We start from the raw sequence: 18,545 nt of genomic DNA, 5'->3' as shown, positions 1-18,545 counted from the left end.
CCACCCGTTTCGCCGACACAGACAAGGTTTTCGTGACATGACAGCAGCACCGGCCGCCGGGCGCGCCGACGCCCGCCGCAACCGGGAGCTCGTGCTCCGTGCGGCGACGCGGGTCTTCACCGAGGAGGGGACCGGCGCGTCGCTCGGCCGCGTCGCGCGGCGCGCAGGGGTGGGCGCGGGGACCGTCTACCGGCACTTCCCGAGCAAGGAGATCCTGATCGAGGCCGTCCTCGCCGAACACGTCGAGGACCTGGTGTCCGCCGCCGGCCGCTGGCGGGCCCGCGCCACGCCCGGTGACGCGCTGTTCGGGTTCCTGCTGGAGGTGATCGACCGCTCGGCGGGGCGCCGGCACGTCTGCGACGCCCTCACCGACCACGGCTGGCCGCGCGCCGTTCTGGCCGCCGGGGCTCAGCGCTTCCGCGAGGCCATGGAGCGCCTGCTGCGCGAGGCGAAGCAGGCCGGCGCGATACGCGCCGACCTGCGGGGGGACGACCTGGCGGCGCTCGCCGTCGGCGGTGTCGCCCTGCGCTCGGCGCACCAGGACGCGGAGCGGGGCGCGCGGCTGGTGCGGCTGATGCTGGACGGCCTGCGCGCTCGTGCCGTCACGGAACCCGAGCCGTTCCGTGACCAGGCCGCGCCCGCGCGTCACGGAACCACCGGGCCACGGCACTGCGCGGAGTGCGGCGAGGTCCTGCGGGTGCACGCCACCGGACGGCCGCCCCGCTACTGCGGCCCGCCCTGCCGCCCGCGCGCCCACCGCCGCCGCCGCGCCACGGAACCCGCAGTCCCGGACTAGACGCTGGGGAAGAGGAATCGCGCCGCGTCGTCGAGAGCCTCCCCCGCCTCATCGACGAGCGCCGTGTGGTGCTGGAAGACGTGCGGCAGCCCGCCCCAGACCCGCAGCGTCACGTCCACGTCGGCCGCTGCCGCACGGGCGGCGAGGCGGACCGCGTCGTCCAGCAGGAGCTCGTTCGAGCCCGCCTGGATGAGCAGGGGCGGCAGCCCGGTGAGGTCGGCCAGCGCGGGGCTGGCCGTCGGCGCGGACGGGTCCTGCTCTCCCAGGTAGTGCGTGCGGTATCCCTCCAGATCGGACCGGACGAAGATGGGGTCGATCCCGAGCTTGGTCTCGATGCTCGCGCCGCTGAGCGTCAGATCGGTCCAGGGGGAGAACGTCACGACCGCCGCGGGCATGGGCAGCCCCTCCTCGCGCGCCGCCAGCAGCGTCGCGATCGCCAGCCCGCCGCCCGCGGAGTCGCCGGCCAGGGCGACGTGGGCCGGGCTCTCGGCCTGCCCGAGCAGCTCGCGGTAGGCGGCGAGCCCGTCCTCGACCGCCGCGGGGAACGGATGCTCGGGGGCGAGCCGGTAGTCGGGCGAGACCAGCCGGGTACGGGCGCGGGCCGCGAGCTCACCCGCCAGGGCGCGATGCGTGCGCGGGGAGCCGACCACGTACCCGCCGCCGTGCAGGTAGAGCACCACGGTCCCGGCGGCCGCGTCCCCAGGCTCGAACTCCAGCGCGGGACGCCCCCCGAGGGCGACGTCGCGGACGGTGACGCCCTCCGGCGCCGGCGCCTGGAACATCTCGTCGAACCCCGCCCGCGCCTCCGCGACCGTGGCGTCCGGGCTCTTGGGCGCGTTGCGGAGCAGGGCGTCCAGGGCTTGCCGCTGGTGACGGCTCATGAGCGACCTCCAGGTCACATCCGATAGATTCCTTGGAATGCACCCTGCAACAAGATTCCGCGGAATCCAATTCCCGCGATCGGAAGGGAAGTTCTCATGGCCGGAGAGCTGTTCGTGGACCTCGTTCGCGCCGAGACCCGGCTCTGGAACGCCGTGGACGCCCGGCTGCGGGCCGAGCACGGCATCCGGCTGGGCCAGTACGACCTGCTGACGGTCATCTCCAGCCGTCCCGAGTGCCGGGTGCTCGACCTCGTGCACGAGGTCGCCATCACGGTCGGCGCGGCGAGCAAGTCGGTGGACCGGCTGGTGGCGGCCGGCTGGTGCCGCCGCGTCGCGAACCCCGCCGACGGCCGCTCGTCCTTCCTCGAACTCACGCCCTCCGGCGTGCGGACCCTGAGCGGGGCGCGGCTGACGTACGAGGAGGAGATCGCGCGCTGGACCTCCCGCCTGCTGCCCCCCGGCACGCTGGAGGAACTGGCGAACAGCCTGCGCACGATCCGGACCGCACTCGAAGCCGCACAACGACCCGGCTGCGCCCCCTGACTGGGCGTCGCGCGGCCCGTACGGCAGGATCGAGCGAAAGCGCGTGAGGAGCGTTCACATGGTCAAGGCACGGATCTTTCTCGTCCTCGGCGTCCTGCTGGCCCTGACCGGGCTCGTGTGGACCCTGCAGGGGCTGGGCATCGTCGGCGGCAGCGTGATGAGCGGCGTCACGACCTGGGCGATCATCGGCCCGATCGTCCTCGTGGTGGCCCTGGTGCTCGTCTTCCTCGGCCTGCGCCGGCTGACCGGCCGCGACCGCTGAGCCCGCGCCCGTCAGCTGGTGCAGGAGGCGGAGACCGTCACGTCGTAGACGTACCAGCTGCTGTCGGGCGCCGCCCACACCAGGGCCGACGTGGTGGCCCAGCCCGTGCAGGAGCCGCCTGCCGCGAGGATCGCCGAGCGGGCCGCCTGGGAGCCGGCCTGGACGGCGGCCGACGGGGTGGATCCGCCCGCCTGGCGGGTCTCGCTGCGCGGCACCGGGTAGCTCGGCTGCGAGGGCTGGGTGACGCAGGTGCCGGACGCGGTGGCCTGGTAGACGTACGCCGACCCGTCGGGTGCCGTGTACACCAGGCTGGACGAGACGGACACGCTCGGGCACACCTCGCCCGCCTGGGCGGCCTGCCGGTTCAGCTCGGCCCGGGCGTTGGCCTCGGCGTTGGCGGCTCCGGCGGCCCTGGTTGCTCCGGAGCCGGTGGACGTGGCGGTGCGATAGGTGTCGGCGTACGCGGCCACCGGGACGGCCACGGCGGCCGACAGCAGGAGGGCGGCGGGCAGGACGGTACGTCGGAGGAAGGCCATGGGGGTCTCTCTCGCGAGCCGGGGGAGCGGGGATCGTCACGATAGGCCCGTTCGCCGGCCCGGCACCAGCGCCGGACTCCAGGCGACCTCGTCCGGGCACGTCATGACTGAAACGTTCACATCGCGGGCCGCGTCGCCGGGCAGCGGCGGCACTGCCCCGTGCTGGCGGGCATCCCGCTGCTGTGCACGGTCAAGCTCGCCCGCCTCGCCTATCCCGAGCTGCCCAGGCACAACCTGGACGCGCTGCTGCGGCACCTGCGCATCCCCAGGCCCGCCGACCGGCACCGCGCCCTGCCGGACGTGCTGGTCACCGTGGCCGTGCTGCGGGCGATCCTGCGTACGGGGGCCGAGGCGGGCGCGTGGACGACGCTGCGGAAGCCGAGCGCGTCCTGGAACGCCCGCCGGTAGGGGTCCTGCAGCCGCGTGGCCAGGACCTCGCGCAGGCCCGGGTCGCTGACGGCGTCGCTGAACACGCCCGCGAACGCGCCCCCCACCCCCAATTCGATCCCCGCCTCTGATCCAGGGCGGGGACGTTCAGGACCGGACGGCGCGCACTTCCGTCACGGTGAAGTCGTCGACGACGCTCCGGTTCGCGACGAGGAACCCGATCAGCCCCGCCACCGCCTCGACCGCCTGAGCCGCCCGGGCCTGCCCGCTCAGCAGGAACACCAGGGGCGTCGAGGGCTGGTCGAGCAGGAATTGGCGGCCGTGGCGGTGCACGTCATGCAGAACCTTGATCGGAATCGGCTTCGGCGAGGTGAACCACGCCACGGCGTCCCACAGCGGCAGCGCCGGGTCGGCCTCGGCCGCGGCGTGGTAGCAGGTCACACAGCCCTGGCCGACGTGCTGCCCATGGGGGCAGGTCCAGTGGGCGGCCTCGGGGCCGGACCGGTCGCGGGCGCTGAAGATGGCGCTTTCGACTATGCGACGGCGTACGGGGTGACCTGGTGGGTCGCTGATGGTGCGTCCTCCGGATCGTCGGACGGCCTGCCGAAGATCGTCACAGCTTCACGAGTTTGGCGTTCGGTGCGGGAACGCGGTAGGTCGCGGTGCCGAAATCAATGAGAACGGCGACATCCTGCTCGACCGCGAGCACCCGGCCGAGGCCGTACTTGTCGTGGCTGACCCGGTCGCCGACCGCGTATTCCTCGACCGGCGGAGCCGGGATTTCCGGAGTGCTGAAGGGGCTGCCGGGCGGCCGCCGCCGGACTGTGGGCGCAGTACGTCTCATTTGCACAAGTATGCGCTCATCCTGCGCGTAAAGCGAGCCAGCAGGGAAAACGCGCCGGACGTCGCCGGCGGTGATCCGGGCGTGGCGAGCCGCCGGGCCCGCGCGTCGAGGCGCGGGCGCCGGCGGCGGAATGCGCCGGGGTCAGGCGGTGACGATGTTCTCCGCCTGCAGGCCCTTCTGGCCCTGCACGACGTCGAAGGAAACCTTCTGCCCCTCGACCAGCTCACGGTAGCCGCCGTTGGAGACGATGCTGGAGTAGTGAGCGAAGACGTCGGCACCGCCGCCGTCCTGCGCGATGAAGCCGAAGCCCTTTTCCGAGTTGAACCACTTGACGGTACCGGTGGCCATGTCGATCTCCTTCTGACAGTGCCGTTTACTGAGAATTCACACCTCGTGAATCTCGTGCCGCCGCAATGAACCCCCCCGGAGAAACCGGCCAACAAAAAACGCGCCCGAAGATCACTCTGTCAGGCGCGCATAAGTCCTATGGGTACCATAACTGCAACCCCCTCAGGCTAACACACTCGCACCACCCGCTCACGCACCGGCACGCCGGTACGCGTCGAGGACCAGGCCGTGGAAGTGGTGCACGGCGTGCTCCGACAGGCCGGACCCGTCCGGGTCGTACACGATCTTCCCCTGGGTGAAGGCGGGGGTGCGCATGCCGCGCTGGACGCTCTCCACCAGGGCGATGTCCTCCACCTGGAGGACCTCGTCGATGTAGCGGATGCTGTCCAGCTCCGCCTCGTCGGGCTCGGCGGTCTCCAGGTAGAAGTCCCAGGTCTCACGGGTGCGCCCGGGCCCGTCGGGGATGATCTGCAGCACCATGAAGTTCCCGCGGCCGGGGTAGCGCAGCAGGCAGGTGTTGGGCCACAGCCACCAGACCGCGTGCTCGGTGACCGTCGCGCCCGACACGTCGTAGGCGGAGTTCGCGGACGTGCCGGCGCTGGCCATGTGGCTGGAGTGGATCCCGTACGTGGTGACCTTGTAGGTGCTCATGTCCACCAGGGACACGAAGTCCTTGTGCGCCACGTGGCAGTGGTAGCACTCGAGGAAGTTGTCGACGACGTTCTTCCAGTTGGAGGCGATGTCGTAGGTGAGCCGGCGGGCGAGGGTCAGCTCGGCTACGTCGGGGGCGCGGGCCAGGATGTCCGCCTCCAGGCCGGCCGCCTGCTCCGCCAGCGGCGCCGCCGCCGGGTCGAGGTTGACGTAGACCATGCCGGCGAACTCCGTCACCTGGATCCGGTCCAGGCACACCGCGGAGGCGTCGAAGCCCGGCATGCCGCCGGTGTTGCGCGCCCGCCGCAGCCGGCCGGTCAGGTCGAAGGTCCAGGCGTGGTACGGGCACACGATGCTGCGCCGCACCCCCGAGCCCGACAGCAGCTCGTGCGCCCGGTGCTTGCACACGTTGTAGAACGCCCGCAGCGTTCCGGTCTCGTCGCGGACGGCCACGATCGGCATGCCGGCCACCGTGGCCGTCGCGTAGCCGCCCGGCTCGCGCAGCTTCTCCCCGTGGCACAGCCACTGCCAGGTGCGCGCGAAGATCTCCCGCTGGTCGACGGCGAACCACGCGGGATCGGTGTAGGCGTCGGCGTGCAGGGACATCGACAGCGCGGGATCGGGGTCGTACCCGGCGGCGATGCGCGCGAAGTCGGGGGGTGTGTCCGGGCTCACCGGGCCTCCAAGTGCGGGCACGTGCGCGGATCACCGAGACTAATGATCGGGACGGCGGCGGATCAAGACCCGCCTTCCGCCTCACCTCCGCATAACCCATGTGACCTGCGGTTTCGGGCGAATTTCGATCGGGTCGGCGGGGTTCGGGGTAGGACGGCGTTGTCCTGATGGTACGGAGATCGAGATGAGAACCGAACGGGGGGAAATGCGCAATTCGGCCACTCGGGCGGCCGGCGTGGCACCGGTCCCCGACGCGGGGATGGAGCGGTTCGCCCGGCTCGCGGCGAGCGTCATGGGCGTGCCCGTGGCGCTGGTGGCGCTGGCGGGGTCGGGCCGGCTGACACTGCCCGGCCTGGTCGGGCTCAAGGAGGGGCGGGACGCCCTGCGCCGGCTGCCGCTGTCGCGCTCGCTGTGCGGCCGGGTGACGGCGACCGGCGAGCCGCTGATCGTGACCGACGTGCGGGACGACGCCCGCTTCGCCGCGCAGCCGCCGGTCGCCGAGCGGCAATGGGGCCTGGTCGCCTACGCCGGGATGCCGCTGATCGTCGCCGGCCAGGTGCTGGGCGTGTTGTGCGCGGCCGGCCCCGCCGCGCGGCCGTGGACCGACGCGCAGCTGGCGGACCTTGCGGATCTGGCCGCGGCCTGCTCGGCGGAGCTGCGGTCGCGGGCCGCCGCCAGGAGCGCGCTGATGGCGCAGCAGGACGCCGAGCGGGACCACCGCGTCGCGGAGCAGGCCAGGATGGCGGCCGAGCAGGCGGGCGTGCGGGCCCAGGCCGGATGGGACGCCGCCGAGCTGCTGCTGCGCGCCTCGCAGGAACTGGCGGGCGCGGCCACGCTGGACGACGTGCAGCACCTGCTGCGCAACCTGGTCAGCGATCCGCTCAAGCCTGTGCGCACGAGCCTCAGCCTGCTCCAGGACGGCCGGCTCCGCCCCATGCCGGTGACGGAGACGGAGCCGGTGCCGCCCGGCGCCGGGCCCGCGCTCTCCTGCGCGCTGGACGAGAACCACCCGCTGGCCCACGCGGCGCGGGAACGGCGGCTGGTCTCCGCCGGCGACCCCGGCGAGCTGGCCCGCGCGTACGGCGAGGCCGTCGCGGGCGCGTTCGCCCTGCTGGACGTCCACGCGCTGGTGTGCGTGCCGCTGGCGCACGCCGGCGAGGTGCACGGGGTGCTGCTGATCGGCTGGGGCGAGCCGCACCATGCCGGCCCCTCGGAACGGGCGGTGCTCACCGCGATCGCCGGCTACGTCAGCCAGGCGGTGCAGCGGGCCAGCGTGCTGGACGAGCGGGTCAGCGTCGCCCGCCAGCTGCAGAGCGCGATGCTGACCGACCTGCCGGCCGCCCCGGGCCTGGACCTCGCCGCGCTCTACCTGGCCGCGGCGACCGACGACCTCGTGGGCGGCGACTGGTACGACGCCTTCCCACTACCCGGCCAGACCCCGGCGGCCGCCGCGCTGACCGTCGCGGTCGGGGACATCACCGGCCACGACATGCAGGCCGCCACCGTCATGGGGCAGACCCGCGCCATGCTGCGCCAGGCCGTGCTCGACCATCCGGGGCTGGGGCCCGCGGCCGCCGTCACCGCGCTCCAGCAAGCCTGCACGGTGCTGGACCTGCACCTGAGTGGAACGCTCCTCCTCGGTCACCTGGCCCCGGCCGCCAGGTCCGGGAGCTGGAGTTTCACCTGGACCAATGCGGGACATCCGCCGCCGCTGCTGGCGCGTCCCGGCGCGCCGGCCGAGTGCCTGGAGGAGCACGGCATCCTGCTGTTCCCCGGCCTGGACCCCGGCCCGCGCCACGACCACCAGCGGTTCCTCAAGCCGGGCGCCGTCCTGCTGCTCTACACCGACGGGCTCGTGGACCGGCCGGGCACCACCATCGACGAGGCGACGGCCGAGGTCATCGCCGTCCTGGGCGCCTGCCGGGACATGCCGCTGCCCGACCTGCTGAACGCCGTGGCCGCGGTGGCCGGGCCACACCCGGACGACGACATCGCGCTGCTCGCCATCCGGGTGCCGCACGGGTGATGCGCGTCAGGCGGTCCGCAGCCAGTCGAGCGTGAAGCGGGCGAAGACGATGCCGCCGGTGTCGCCGATCTCGTAGAGCACGCCGACCTGGCCGTTCGCGAGCACGGCCATGGTGGAGTAGCCGGCCGTGCCGGTTTTGATCAGCGCCCGGGTGGGCCAGGTGGCGCCGTCGTCGGTGGACAGGCGTACGGTCAGGTCGCTGCGCGCGCTCGGGTGGGCGTTGCCGCTGTAGAGGGCCGTCGCGGTGCGGACGGGCGCGCCGTTCGAGCCGCGCTGCGCGGGCGTGAGGTAGGACAGTTCGTCGGCGTTGCACAGCGGGTCGTTGAGCACGGCGCTGGCCGTGGCCGCGCCGAACGTCACGCCGCCGTCGGTGGAGGTGGCGAGGTAGCGGGAGCGGACGGAGTTGTGCCGCATGTTCTGGGTGACGGCGCCGGTGGCGCGCTCGACGGCCTTGCTCTCATTCACGCCGCCGGCCGCGGAGGAGCCGCGCCGCCAGGTGACGCCGTGGTCGTCGCTGTAGATGTCGGCCGCGTGGCTGGTGCCCGCGGAGTCACGGTAGACGATGGGCTGCACGAGCCGGCCGGTGCTGGTCTGGATGCCGTGGCCGGAGGAGGCGAAGAGCTGCTGCCAGCCCGGATCCTTGACGGACGGGTTGAGCTCCACGGGCGCGCTCCACGTCACGCCGTGGTCGGTGCTCTTGATGTACTGGATGTGCAGGCTGTTGCGGTCGCCGGCGGCGTTGGAGCCGGACCCGGCGGACCAGAAGCTGATGCCGGGCCGGGGTGAGTAGGTGTAGAAGACGTAGGCGGCCCCGGTCGCCCGGTCGACCAGCACGCTGGGGTCGCCGACGCCCTCCGACGTGGTGGCCGCGTGGTGGATGACGCGCGGCGCCTGCCAGGTCAGGCCGCCGTCGGTGCTGCGCATCAGCGCGATCTGGATGTTGTTGGTGCCGCCGCCCAGGTCGTACGAGCCGTCCACGCGGGCGTCGGCGACGGCGAGGATCGTGCCGTTGCCGGTGACCGCCATGCCGGGGATGCGCACCGACTTCGCGGTTCCGTCGTACGTGCCGTTCGGGCCGTTGAGCCCGCTGATCGTGGTGCTGGTGCGCAGCAGCGTGGTCGAGTTGAGCTGCGGCGTGCCGGCGGCCAGGCCGCAGCGGGCGGTGCCGGAGCGGGTGGTGTCGAACCCGTCGGTCACGGTCCGCAGCGAGTAGGCCGTCCCCGCGGGCACCGTCCAGTAGAGCAGGGCGTTGCCGCCCGCGGCGATGGTGCGCGTCCACGGCGAGCCGCTGCGGCCCGGCCAGGTGACCGTGAACGTCCGCTGCGCGCCGGTGCGGTTCTCCAGGATGAGCTGGAGGCGGCTGTCGGTGCAGTCGAATTCGGCGGTCGCCGAGATGCCGGAGGCGTCCGCGGCGGCGGGTGCGGGGGAGAGGGCGGCCGTGGCCGCGAGGGACAGGACGAGGGCTAAAAGGCCGCGCAGCAGCCGTGCGGGCACGAACGTCATGATCGCTCCTTCGGTCGATGGGGGGTGGAAGAGCAACCGAGCATCAGACGTCAGACGTCCCGTACGCTAGATCGCCGACGGCGACCCGTCAACGCCCCCGATCATCCGGCGCGATCATCCGGCGCGATCATCCGGCCGGAGGGTCAGAGCCCGCGGTTCTCCTTCAGGTGCCGCCGCACCGGGGCGTAGTGGGCGGCGACCGCCTCGGTGAACCCGTCCAGGTCGCGGGCGAACAGCGCCTCGACGATCGCGTGGTGGGCCGCCACCGTCTCGCGCACCGACGCGGGCGTGGTGTGCAGCGCCGGCGCGACGATCGCGTGCACGTCCCAGAAAGCGGCGGTGAGCTGGGTGACCAGCTCGTTGCCGAGGGGCTTCATGAGCAGCAGGTGGAACTCCCTGTCCTGCTCGATGAACGTCTTGCCGGCCCGCGCCCGCTCGTCCATCTGGTCGGCGAGCCGCCCCAGCTCCATGTGCAGGTCCTGGTCGAGCGCGGTGGTGATGGCGGCGGCCAGCCCCTGCTCCAGCGTCTGGCGCACCTCGACCAGCTCGGCCAGCACGCGGAAGTCGTCGTCGCGGCTGAGCAGGCCGCGGAAGGTGAGGCTCTCGACGAGGGCGGCCAGCGACAGCGTGCCGACGTAGGTGCCGTAACCGTGCCTGACCTCGACGATGTCGAGCGCGGTGAGGATCCGGATCGCCTCGCGCACGCTGGACCGGCTCGCGCCGACGGCCGCGCACAGCTCCGCCTCGGTGGGCAGGGCGTCGCCGGGGCCGAGGCGGTTCTGCAGGATGTACTGCTTGATGCGCTCCGCCACCTCGCGCGGGCGTAGTTGCGCACTGCGAGCGGGTCGCGAGATGGGGTCGATCACGGCCAACATCTTGCCCTTTCGTTCATAAGTCGTCTACATTCGCGCAGACCGACGTTAGACGTCAGACATCGTATGCCCATGCGCCTCGGCGTGACATCCAGAACCCGCACCACCACCTGAGAGGGGACGCCATGCCCAACCCCCCCGCGTCCGTCAACCGCCGCGACTTCCTGCGGTTCGTGGGGGCCCTGAGCGCCGCCACCGCTTTCACGGGCTCGCTCGCCGCCTGCTCCGGCCCCGCCTCCACCGGCAGCGCGGCCCCCGCCGCCGGCGCCGACACGATCGAGGCGGGCATCTCGTACGCGCTGTCGACCGGGTTCGACCCGATGACCTCCTCCGGCGCCACCCCCGTCGCCGCGAACATGCACGTCTTCGAGGCGCTGTTCGACCTCGACCCGGTCACCCGCGAGTCGTACGCGGCCCTCGCGGTCGGCGAGCCGCAGCAGGTGGACGACACCACCGTGAAGATCGCCCTGCGCGACGGCGCCACCTTCCACGACGGCTCGCCGGTCACGGCCGCCGACGTGGCCTTCAGCTTCGCCCGCGTGCTGGACCCGGCCAACGCCTCCCTCATGGTGCAGTTCATCCCGTTCGTGTCGCAGGTCACCGCCGTGGACGACAAGACCGTGGAGATCAAGCTCAAGTACGCCTTCCCGCTGCTGAAGGAGCGGCTGGCGGTCGTCAAGGTCGTGCCGAAGGCGCTCGTGGAGAAGGACAAGGCCGGCTTCGACGCCAAGCCGGTGGGCTCGGGCCCGTACCGCGTGATCGAGGCCACCAAGGAAGACAAGATCGTCTTCGAGCGGTGGGACAAGTACAACGGCTCGCGGCCCGCGAAGGTCAAGAGCATGACCTGGCGGCTGCTGTCCGACCCGTCGGCGCGGGTGACCGCGCTGGAGTCCGGGCGCGTCGCCGCCATCGAGGACGTGCCCTACCTCGACGCGCAGAAGGTGGGCCAGAAGCACAAGATGGAGTCGGTCCAGTCCTTCGGCCTGCTCTTCCTCATGTTCAACTGCTCCCGCAAGCCCTTCGACGACAAGCGGGTGCGCCAGGCGCTGCACTACGCCATCGACAAGGACAAGGTCATCCAGACCGGCATGCTCGGCAACGGTGCCCCCGCCACCGGCTACGTCCAGGAGACGCACCCGGCCTACGCCCGCGCCGCCACCGTCTACGGCTACGACCCCGACAAGGCCAAGGCCCTGCTCAAGGAGGCCGGCGTCGACAAGCTGAACGTCACCATGGTCACCACGGACGCCGGCTGGGTGAAGGACATCGTCCCGATCATCAAGGAGTCCTGGGACGCCGTCGGCGTGTCCACCACCCTCGACATCGGCCAGTCCGGCGGCCAGTACACCAACAAGATCGACCCCGGCGAGTTCGAGATCCTGGTCGCGCCCGGCGACCCCTCGGTCTTCGGCAACGACATGGACCTGCTGCTGCGCTGGTTCTACGACGGCATCTGGCCTGCCAAGCGCTACCGCTGGGACGGCACCGCCGAGGCGAAGAAGGTGCTGGAGCTGCTCGACGCGGCGGTCAAGACCGACGACGCCGCCGAGCAGAAGAAGCTGTGGGCCGAGGCGGTGGACCTGGTCGCCGAGGAGGCGCCGCTCTACCCGATCCTGCACCGCAAGCTGCCGACCGCCTGGGACGACAAGGTGCTGTCCGGCTTCAAGCCCATCCCCACGACGGGCCTGTCCTTCCTCGACGTCGCGCGCGTCTGACCCCCGCTCCGACGAGAAAGCACCATGTTCGCATTCCTCCGGATGACCGCGAGACGGCTGGTGACGCTGCCGCCCATGCTGCTGGGCGTCACCCTGCTGGTCTTCGTGGTCCTCCAGTTCTCGCCCAACGACCCGGCCTACAACGCGCTGGGCGACGGCGCGAGCCCCGAGGCGCGGGCCGCGTACCGGGCCGAGCACGGCCTGGACGACCCGCTCCCGGTGCGCTACGTGCGCTTCCTCGGGCAGCTCGTCCAGGGCGACCTCGGCCACACCGCTCCGCCGGCCACCCCGGTGGTGGACCGGGTCGTCACGGCCTTCCCCCTCACCATGCAGCTCACCGTCCTCGGCCTGGTGCTCGCCGTCGCCGGCGCCCTGGCCTTCGGCGTCGTCGGCGCGCTGTACCGGGACCGGTGGCCGGACCAGCTCACCCGCGTGCTGTCCGTCGCCGGGGTGGCGGTGCCGTCGTTCTGGCTGGGCATCCTGCTCATCCAGGAGTTCGCGCTCGGCCTCGACGTCTTCCCGACCGGCGGCTACGTCAACCCGGCCGACTCCCCGGCGGGATGGCTGCAGTCGCTGACGCTGCCCGCGGTGGCGATCGCCGTTCCCGTCGCGGCCTCGCTGTCGCGCCTGGTGCGCACCTCGATGGTGGAGGAACTCGACAAGGACTACGTACGGACGGCGACCGGCAACGGCCTGCCCCGCGCCATCGTCGTCCGCGGAGCGCTGCGCAACGCGCTCATAACCCCGCTGACCGTGCTCGGCCTGCGGGTCGGCTACCTGCTGAGCGGCGCCGTCGTCATCGAGACGATCTTCGACCTGCCGGGCATGGGCAAGCTCATCCTCGAAGGCGTCACCAACGGCGACGTGGCGCTGGTGCAGGGCGCGGTGCTGACGATCGCGCTGGCGTTCCTCGTCGTCAACCTGGTGGTGGACCTGCTCTACCTCGTCGTCAACCCGCGGATCAGGGTGGTGTGAGACATGCTCAGAGCAGGACTGACCGCCCGGCTGTCCCGGGCCGGGATCGGCTTCCGCCGCCTCTCGCCGGTCGCCGCCATCTCCCTCGCCGTGCTGGTCGCCGTCGCGCTGTTCGCGGTGCTCGCGCCGCTGTTCGCCGGCGACCCGCTCGCGACCGGCACGCCCGCCGCCCCGCCGGGCGGCGACCACTGGCTCGGCACCGACCGGGCCGGGCGCGACGTGTTCGCCAGGATCGCGCACGGCGCCCGCTCCTCGCTGCTCATCGGCCTCGGCGCGACCGCGCTCGCCGTGCTGGCCGGCGCGGTGCTGGGCAGCCTCGCGGCCACCTCGCGCAAGGCCGTCAACGAGGGCATCATGCGCGTCCTGGACGTGATCATGGCCTTCCCCGGCATCGCGCTCGCCGCGGTGCTCGTCGCGGTCTTCGGCCGCCACCTGCCCGTCCTCATCATGACCATCGCCTTCCTGTACGTGCCGCAGCTCACCCGCGTCGTACGGGCCAACGTCCTCGCCCAGTACGGCGAGGACTACGTCGCCGCGGAACAGGTGCTCGGCGCGCCCCGCAGGCACATCCTGATCAGGCACGTCGCCGTCAACTGCGCCGCGCCGATCATGGTCTTCGCGACCGTCCTGGTGGCCGACGCGATCATCTTCGAGGCCAGCCTGTCCTTCATCGGCGCGGGCATCCAGGACCCGGCGCCGAGCTGGGGCAACGTCCTCGCCTACGGGCGGCAGATCGTGCTGTCCGGCGGCTGGTGGGCCACGTTCTTCCCCGGCCTGGCGATCCTCGTCACCGTGCTCGCGCTCAACCTGCTGGCCGAGGGGCTGACCGACGCCTGGGCCGCGCCGCGCTCGGCCCGCCGTACGGCGGCGGCCCGCGCCGAGGAGGAGACCGCGCCGCGGACCGCCCCCGCGCAGGCCGCCGAGGTGGACGACGCGCTCGCCCGGCTCGCCGTCCGGGTGCGCGAACGGGCGCCGCGCGTCCCGCCGCTGCCGCCCGAGGCCGCGCCCCTGCTGTCGGTCGAGGACCTCACGATCCGCTTCCCGCAGCGCTACGGCGACGTCCCCGTCGTCCAGGGGCTCTCCTTCGACGTCCGCGTCGGCGAGACGCTGGGCCTGGTGGGGGAGTCCGGCTGCGGCAAGAGCCTGACCAGCCTGGCCGTCATGGGCCTGCTGCCGCGCGGCGCCGAGACCAGCGGCCGCATCCTGTACGAGGGCCGCGACATCCTGAACCTGCCGCCCCGCGAGCGGCGGGCCATCTCCGGCCCGGAGATCGCCATGGTCTACCAGGACGCCATGTCGTCGCTGAACCCGTCCGTCCTCGTCGGCACCCAGCTGCGCCAGCTCACCAGGCGGGGCGGCACGCGTACGCCGGAGGAACTGCTCGAACTCGTCGGCCTCGACCCGCGCCGCACCCCGAGCAGCTACCCCCACGAGCTGTCCGGCGGTCAGCGCCAGCGGGTGCTGATCGCGATGGCGCTGTCCCGCAGCCCGCGCCTGCTGGTCGCCGACGAGCCGACCACCGCGCTCGACGTGACCGTGCAGGCCCAGGTGGTCGAGCTGCTGATCCGGCTGCGCGAGGAGCTCGGCTTCGCCATGGTGCTGGTCTCCCACGACCTCGGCCTGGTCGGGCAGCTCGTGCACCGCGTCGCCGTCATGTACGCGGGCCAGCTCGCCGAGGTCGGCGCCACCGCCTCGCTGCTGTCCGGCGCCCGCCACCACTACGCCCGCGGCCTGCTCGGCTCGGTGCTCACCCTCGAAGCAGGGGCCAAGCGGCTGCACCAGGTGGCCGGCATGGTGCCCGCCCCGCAGGACTTCGGGCCGGGCTGCCGCTTCGCCAACCGGTGCCCGGCGGCCGACGCGCTCTGCCGCGCCGAGGCGCCGCCGCTGGCCGGCGACCCACGCGAGCACGCGCGGGCCTGCTTCCACCCTGGAGGGGGACAGTCGTGACCGAACCCGTCGTCAGCCTCGAACACGTGCACGTCGTGCACACCGCGCGCAGCGGCGGACTGATCCACCGCGACAAGGTGCACGCGCTCAGCGACGCCACCGTGTCCGTACGCCGCGGCGAGATCCTCGGCGTGGTCGGCGAGTCGGGGTGCGGCAAGTCCACGCTGGCCAAGGTGGTGGTCGGCCTCCAGGCCCCCACCTCGGGGACGGTGCGCTTCCGCGGCGAGGACCTGTGGACGCTGCCGGCCAAGCGGCGCCGCCGCGAGGCCGGCGCCGCGGTCGCCATGGTGTTCCAGGACGCCTCCACCGCGCTGAACCCCCGCCTGCCCGTCCGCCGCATCCTGCGCGACCCGCTCGACGTGCACCGCCGGGGCACGCCCCGCCAGCGCGAGGAGCGGGTACGGGACCTGCTCGACCTCGTCGGGCTGCCCGGCCACGTCGCCGCGGCGCTGCCCGGCCAGCTGTCCGGCGGGCAGCGCCAGCGGGTCGCCGTAGCGCGCGCCCTGACCCTCGAACCCGACGTGATCGTCGCCGACGAGCCCACCAGCGCGCTCGACGTCTCCGTCCGCGCCCAGGTGCTCAACCTGCTGCTCGACCTGCGGACCGAGCTCGGGCTCGGGCTGGTGTTCATCTCCCACGACATCCAGACGGTGCGCTACCTGGCCGACCGGATCGCGGTGATGTACCTCGGCCGGGTGGTCGAGGAGGGCCCGACCGCCGAGGTGGCCGGGCACGCCCGCCACCCCTACACCCGGGCCCTGTTCTCCGCCACGCCCAGCCTGCTCGACGACGGCGAGCGGATCGTCCTCACCGGCCCGGTCCCGTCGGCCACCCACCCGCCGTCCGGCTGTCCCTTCCGCACCCGCTGCTGGAAGGCCACCGACGCGTGCGCGGCCGAGTTCCCGCCCGCGACCCACGCGGAACGTGACCACGCGCACGCCTGGCACTGCCTCCACCCCGAAACCCCTGTAAGGAGCGTCCTTTGAGTCCCCGCACACCCCGCTTCCGCGGCGTCGTCCCCCCGATCGTCACGCCCCTGACGACGGAGGGCGAGGTCGACGCGGCATCGCTGGAGCGGCTGGTCGAGTTCCTGATCGAGGCGGGTGTCGACGCGCTGTTCGCGCTCGGCAGCTCCGGCGAGAGCGCCTTCCTCACCGACTCCCGCCGGGACAGGGCGCTGGCGGTCGTGATCGGGACGGCGGCGGGCCGGGTGCCCGTGCTCGCCGGCTGCATCGAGACGACCACCCCCCGCGTGATCGAACGGGCCGAGATCGCCGCCAAGCTCGGCGCGGACGCCGTCGTGGTGACCCCGCCGTTCTACGCCCGCGTCCACCCCGTCGAGGTCGACCGGCACTTCCGCGCCGTCAAGGCGGCCGTCGAGGTGCCGCTCCTCGCCTACGATGTGCCGGTGTCGGTGCACACCAAGCTCACCGTCGAGCAGACCCTGACGCTGGCCGCCGACGGCGTCATCGACGGCGTCAAGGACTCCAGCGGAGACGACGTCGGCTTCCGCCAGGTCGTCCTGGGCACGTCCGGAATGCCGGGCTTCTCGGCGCTGACCGGGCACGAGGTCGTGGTCGACGCGATGATGCTGGCCGGAGCCGACGGCGCCGTGCCCGGCCTCGCCAACGTCGACCCGCACGGCTACGTACGGCTGCTGCGGGCCTGCGCCGAAGCCCGCTGGGCGGACGCCAGGGCCGAACAGGACCGCCTGGCCCGGCTGTTCCGCATCGTCGAGGCCGCCTCCCCGGACAGCGCCGGCGGCAGCACGCGGGGCGTCGGCGCGTTCAAGACCGCGCTCGCCCTGCGGAAGGTCATCGACCGGGCCGCCGTCGCCGCGCCCATGCGCGAGCTGACCGCCGAGGAGACCCGCACCGTGGCCGCCCGCCTGGAGGAGGCCGGGCTGCTGTGAGTCTCGTCGTCGGCGTCGACATCGGCGGGACGAAGACCGCCGCCGGCCTGGTCGACCCCTCCGGCGAGCTGCTGGAGACCGCGACCAGGCCCACCCCGGCCGCGGAGGGCCGCGAGGCGATCCTCGCCACCGCCGCCGGCCTCGTCCGCTCCCTTCTCCGGGAGGACGTCGCCGCCGTCGGCGTCGGCAGCGCGGGCGTCATCGACCCCGTACGCGGGGTGGTCGTCTCCGCCACCAGCGCACTCGCCGGCTGGGCCGGCACCGACCTGCGCGGCGAGCTGTCGCGCAGGCTCGGCCTGCCGGTGGCCGTCGACAACGACGTGCACGCGCACGCGCTCGGCGAGCAGTGGCGCGGCGCCGCCGCCGGCCACGCCGACGTCCTGCTCGTCGCCGTCGGCACCGGCGTCGGGGCCTCGCTCGTCCTTGGCGGGCGGGTCCGGCACGGCGCGCACGCGGTGGCCGGCCACGCGGGGCACGTCCCCGTGGCCGCGGCGGCCGGGCTGCCGTGCCCGTGCGGCGGCCACGGGCACGTGGAGGCGGTCGCGTCCGGGCCCGCGCTGCTGCGCGAGTACCGCCGCCGGGCCGGGACGGAGACCGCCGGCGGCCTCGCCGAGGTCGCCCGGCTGGCCGCGGCCGGCGATCCGGTGGCCGCCGAGGTCCTGGCCACCGGCGCGAGCGCGCTCGGCCAGGCGATCGGCGGGCTGATGAACGTCCTCGACCCCGAGATCGTGATCGTCGGCGGGGGCGTCGCCGGATGCGGCGACCCCTGGTGGGGACCGCTGCGCGCGGCCGTCGCCGCCGATGCGCTGCCCGCCCTGCGGGACGTCCCGGTACGGGCCGCCGCCCTCTCCTCCACCGCCGCCCTCCTCGGCGCCGCCCGCCTGGCCCTGACCACGGACGACGGCGGGCCGGGACTAGAACGCCCCCTCATCAGGAAGGACCCATGACTCCCACTGCCGCTCATCCCGTGCTGGAGGCGATCCGGGGACGGCTCGTGGTCTCGTGCCAGGCCTACCCCGGTGAGCCGATGCGCGACCCCGACACCATGCGCCGCGTCGCCGAGGCCGCCGCGGCGGGCGGCGCCGCCGGGATCCGCGCCCAGGGCGTCGAGGACCTCCGCCGCATCCGGGCCGCCCTGGACCTGCCGCTCATCGGCCTGTGGAAGGACGGTGACGGCGACGTCCACATCACCCCGACCCTGGAGCACGCCCTGGCCGTCGCCGAGGCGGGCGCCGACATCGTGGCCGTGGACGGCACCGGCCGCCCGCGGCCCGATGGCCTCAGCCTCGCCGCGACCGTGACGGCCGTGCACAAGCGGACCGGCCGGCTCGTCATGGCCGACGTCTCCACGCACGAGGAGGGCGTCGCCGCCGCCGAGGCCGGCGCGGACGTCGTCGGGACCACCCTGGCCGGGTACACGCCCTACTCCCGCAAAACGGACGGCCCCGATCTCGACCTGCTCGCCCGGCTCGCCGCCGACCTGCCCGTCCCGGTGGTCGCCGAGGGCCGCATCCACACGACGGAGCAGGCGGGGGCGGCCGTCGCGGCGGGCGCGTACGCCGTCGTCGTCGGCACCGCCATCACCCACCCCACGACCATCACCCGCTGGTTCGCCGAGCGCGTCACGAGCACCACCCCCCGCCCCTGACCAGAAGGCCCAGGACTGTCGGCG

The 18,545-nt window shown here is 73.3% G+C and carries 20 protein-coding genes; 12 read left to right on the top strand and 8 right to left on the bottom strand.

What is annotated here, in order from left to right:
• The first annotated feature begins 37 nt into the window (after window positions 1-37).
• Window positions 38-796, top strand: coding sequence for a TetR/AcrR family transcriptional regulator (locus SMD20_RS10110; protein ID WP_329578132.1), 759 nt, complete (start codon window positions 38-40; stop codon window positions 794-796).
• Here SMD20_RS10110 and SMD20_RS10105 read toward each other — a convergent pair.
• Window positions 793-1,677: an alpha/beta hydrolase gene (locus tag SMD20_RS10105; RefSeq protein WP_329578129.1), complete on the bottom strand. Its 885-nt coding sequence runs from the start codon at window positions 1,675-1,677 to the stop codon at window positions 793-795. The two genes, SMD20_RS10110 and SMD20_RS10105, sit on opposite strands and share 4 nt — an antisense overlap.
• Before the next feature lie 96 nt (window positions 1,678-1,773).
• On the opposite strand from SMD20_RS10105, the gene SMD20_RS10100 reads away from it, so the two are divergent.
• Window positions 1,774-2,220: a MarR family winged helix-turn-helix transcriptional regulator gene (locus SMD20_RS10100; protein ID WP_329578127.1), complete on the top strand. Its 447-nt coding sequence runs from the start codon at window positions 1,774-1,776 to the stop codon at window positions 2,218-2,220.
• Between the two features lie 58 nt (window positions 2,221-2,278).
• A complete protein-coding gene (locus SMD20_RS10095; protein ID WP_329578125.1) occupies window positions 2,279-2,482 on the top strand; it encodes a hypothetical protein in 204 nt (67 codons plus the stop codon).
• 11 nt (window positions 2,483-2,493) lie between these two features.
• On the opposite strand, the gene SMD20_RS10090 is transcribed toward SMD20_RS10095, so the two are convergent.
• Window positions 2,494-3,018 (bottom strand): hypothetical protein, encoded by a 525-nt coding sequence (locus SMD20_RS10090; protein ID WP_329578123.1) that lies wholly within the window; start codon window positions 3,016-3,018, stop codon window positions 2,494-2,496.
• 159 nt (window positions 3,019-3,177) lie between these two features.
• Between SMD20_RS10090 and SMD20_RS10085 the strand changes: the two genes are divergently transcribed.
• Window positions 3,178-3,426: an exonuclease domain-containing protein gene (locus SMD20_RS10085; RefSeq protein ID WP_329578120.1), complete on the top strand. Its 249-nt coding sequence runs from the start codon at window positions 3,178-3,180 to the stop codon at window positions 3,424-3,426.
• A gap of 126 nt (window positions 3,427-3,552) precedes the next feature.
• Here SMD20_RS10085 and SMD20_RS10080 read toward each other — a convergent pair whose 3' ends face one another.
• The 4 genes from SMD20_RS10080 to SMD20_RS10065 all read right to left on the bottom strand — a co-directional run bounded on the left by SMD20_RS10080 (window position 3,553) and on the right by SMD20_RS10065 (window position 5,923).
• Window positions 3,553-3,846: a hypothetical protein gene (locus SMD20_RS10080; protein WP_329578118.1), complete on the bottom strand. Its 294-nt coding sequence runs from the start codon at window positions 3,844-3,846 to the stop codon at window positions 3,553-3,555.
• Between the two features lie 172 nt (window positions 3,847-4,018).
• Entirely contained in the window at window positions 4,019-4,249 is a 231-nt protein-coding gene (locus tag SMD20_RS10075; protein WP_329578116.1) for a hypothetical protein, read from the bottom strand.
• 141 nt (window positions 4,250-4,390) lie between these two features.
• Window positions 4,391-4,597, bottom strand: a complete 207-nt coding sequence (locus SMD20_RS10070; RefSeq protein WP_091085183.1) for a cold-shock protein — start codon at window positions 4,595-4,597, stop codon at window positions 4,391-4,393.
• A 189-nt stretch (window positions 4,598-4,786) separates the two neighbouring features.
• Complete coding sequence (locus SMD20_RS10065; RefSeq protein WP_329578108.1) at window positions 4,787-5,923, bottom strand: aromatic ring-hydroxylating oxygenase subunit alpha; 1,137 nt, start codon at window positions 5,921-5,923, stop codon at window positions 4,787-4,789.
• Between the two features lie 184 nt (window positions 5,924-6,107).
• Between SMD20_RS10065 and SMD20_RS10060 the strand changes: the two genes are divergently transcribed.
• On the top strand, window positions 6,108-7,949 hold the full coding sequence (locus tag SMD20_RS10060; protein WP_329578105.1) for a SpoIIE family protein phosphatase: 1,842 nt from the start codon (window positions 6,108-6,110) through the stop codon (window positions 7,947-7,949).
• A 6-nt stretch (window positions 7,950-7,955) separates the two neighbouring features.
• Here the strand turns inward: SMD20_RS10060 and SMD20_RS10055 are convergent, their stop codons facing one another.
• Together SMD20_RS10055 and SMD20_RS10050 are read right to left on the bottom strand one after the other, a co-directional pair.
• On the bottom strand, window positions 7,956-9,452 hold the full coding sequence (locus SMD20_RS10055; RefSeq protein ID WP_329578103.1) for a sialidase family protein: 1,497 nt from the start codon (window positions 9,450-9,452) through the stop codon (window positions 7,956-7,958).
• Window positions 9,453-9,595: 143 nt separating this feature from the next.
• Window positions 9,596-10,318, bottom strand: coding sequence for a FadR/GntR family transcriptional regulator (locus SMD20_RS10050; protein ID WP_329578100.1), 723 nt, complete (start codon window positions 10,316-10,318; stop codon window positions 9,596-9,598).
• Between the two features lie 131 nt (window positions 10,319-10,449).
• Here SMD20_RS10050 and SMD20_RS10045 point away from each other — a divergent pair, with 131 nt between their 5' ends.
• Genes SMD20_RS10045 through SMD20_RS10015 form a run of 7 tightly spaced genes read left to right on the top strand, consistent with a single transcriptional unit; the run spans window position 10,450 to window position 18,521 of the window.
• A complete protein-coding gene (locus SMD20_RS10045) occupies window positions 10,450-12,039 on the top strand; it encodes an ABC transporter substrate-binding protein (RefSeq protein WP_329578098.1) in 1,590 nt (529 codons plus the stop codon).
• A 24-nt stretch (window positions 12,040-12,063) separates the two neighbouring features.
• Window positions 12,064-13,014 carry an ABC transporter permease gene (locus SMD20_RS10040; RefSeq protein ID WP_329578095.1) on the top strand — a complete coding sequence of 317 codons (951 nt, stop codon included), beginning with the start codon at window positions 12,064-12,066 and terminating at the stop codon, window positions 13,012-13,014.
• Window positions 13,015-13,017: 3 nt separating this feature from the next.
• Window positions 13,018-14,961: a dipeptide/oligopeptide/nickel ABC transporter permease/ATP-binding protein gene (locus SMD20_RS10035; protein WP_329578093.1), complete on the top strand. Its 1,944-nt coding sequence runs from the start codon at window positions 13,018-13,020 to the stop codon at window positions 14,959-14,961.
• Window positions 14,958-15,947, top strand: a complete 990-nt coding sequence (locus SMD20_RS10030; RefSeq protein ID WP_329578090.1) for an ABC transporter ATP-binding protein — start codon at window positions 14,958-14,960, stop codon at window positions 15,945-15,947. Before SMD20_RS10035 ends, SMD20_RS10030 begins: the two co-directional genes overlap by 4 nt.
• On the top strand, window positions 15,944-16,873 hold the full coding sequence (locus tag SMD20_RS10025; protein WP_329578087.1) for a dihydrodipicolinate synthase family protein: 930 nt from the start codon (window positions 15,944-15,946) through the stop codon (window positions 16,871-16,873). Before SMD20_RS10030 ends, SMD20_RS10025 begins: the two co-directional genes overlap by 4 nt.
• The gene (locus SMD20_RS10020; RefSeq protein WP_329578083.1) at window positions 16,870-17,820 is read left to right on the top strand and encodes an ROK family protein; all 951 of its coding nucleotides are present in this window, start codon (window positions 16,870-16,872) and stop codon (window positions 17,818-17,820) included. The genes SMD20_RS10025 and SMD20_RS10020 overlap by 4 nt, the downstream gene beginning before the upstream one ends.
• Window positions 17,817-18,521, top strand: a complete 705-nt coding sequence (locus tag SMD20_RS10015) for an N-acetylmannosamine-6-phosphate 2-epimerase (protein WP_329578080.1) — start codon at window positions 17,817-17,819, stop codon at window positions 18,519-18,521. Before SMD20_RS10020 ends, SMD20_RS10015 begins: the two co-directional genes overlap by 4 nt.
• Window positions 18,522-18,545: the final 24 nt, after the last annotated feature.

This window comes from Nonomuraea sp. LP-02 (assembly GCF_036289125.1).
GTDB lineage: Bacteria > Actinomycetota > Actinomycetes > Streptosporangiales > Streptosporangiaceae > Nonomuraea > Nonomuraea bangladeshensis.
The sequence above is the reverse complement of the archived record's forward strand: the minus strand, read 5'-3'. Positions and strand labels throughout refer to the sequence as shown.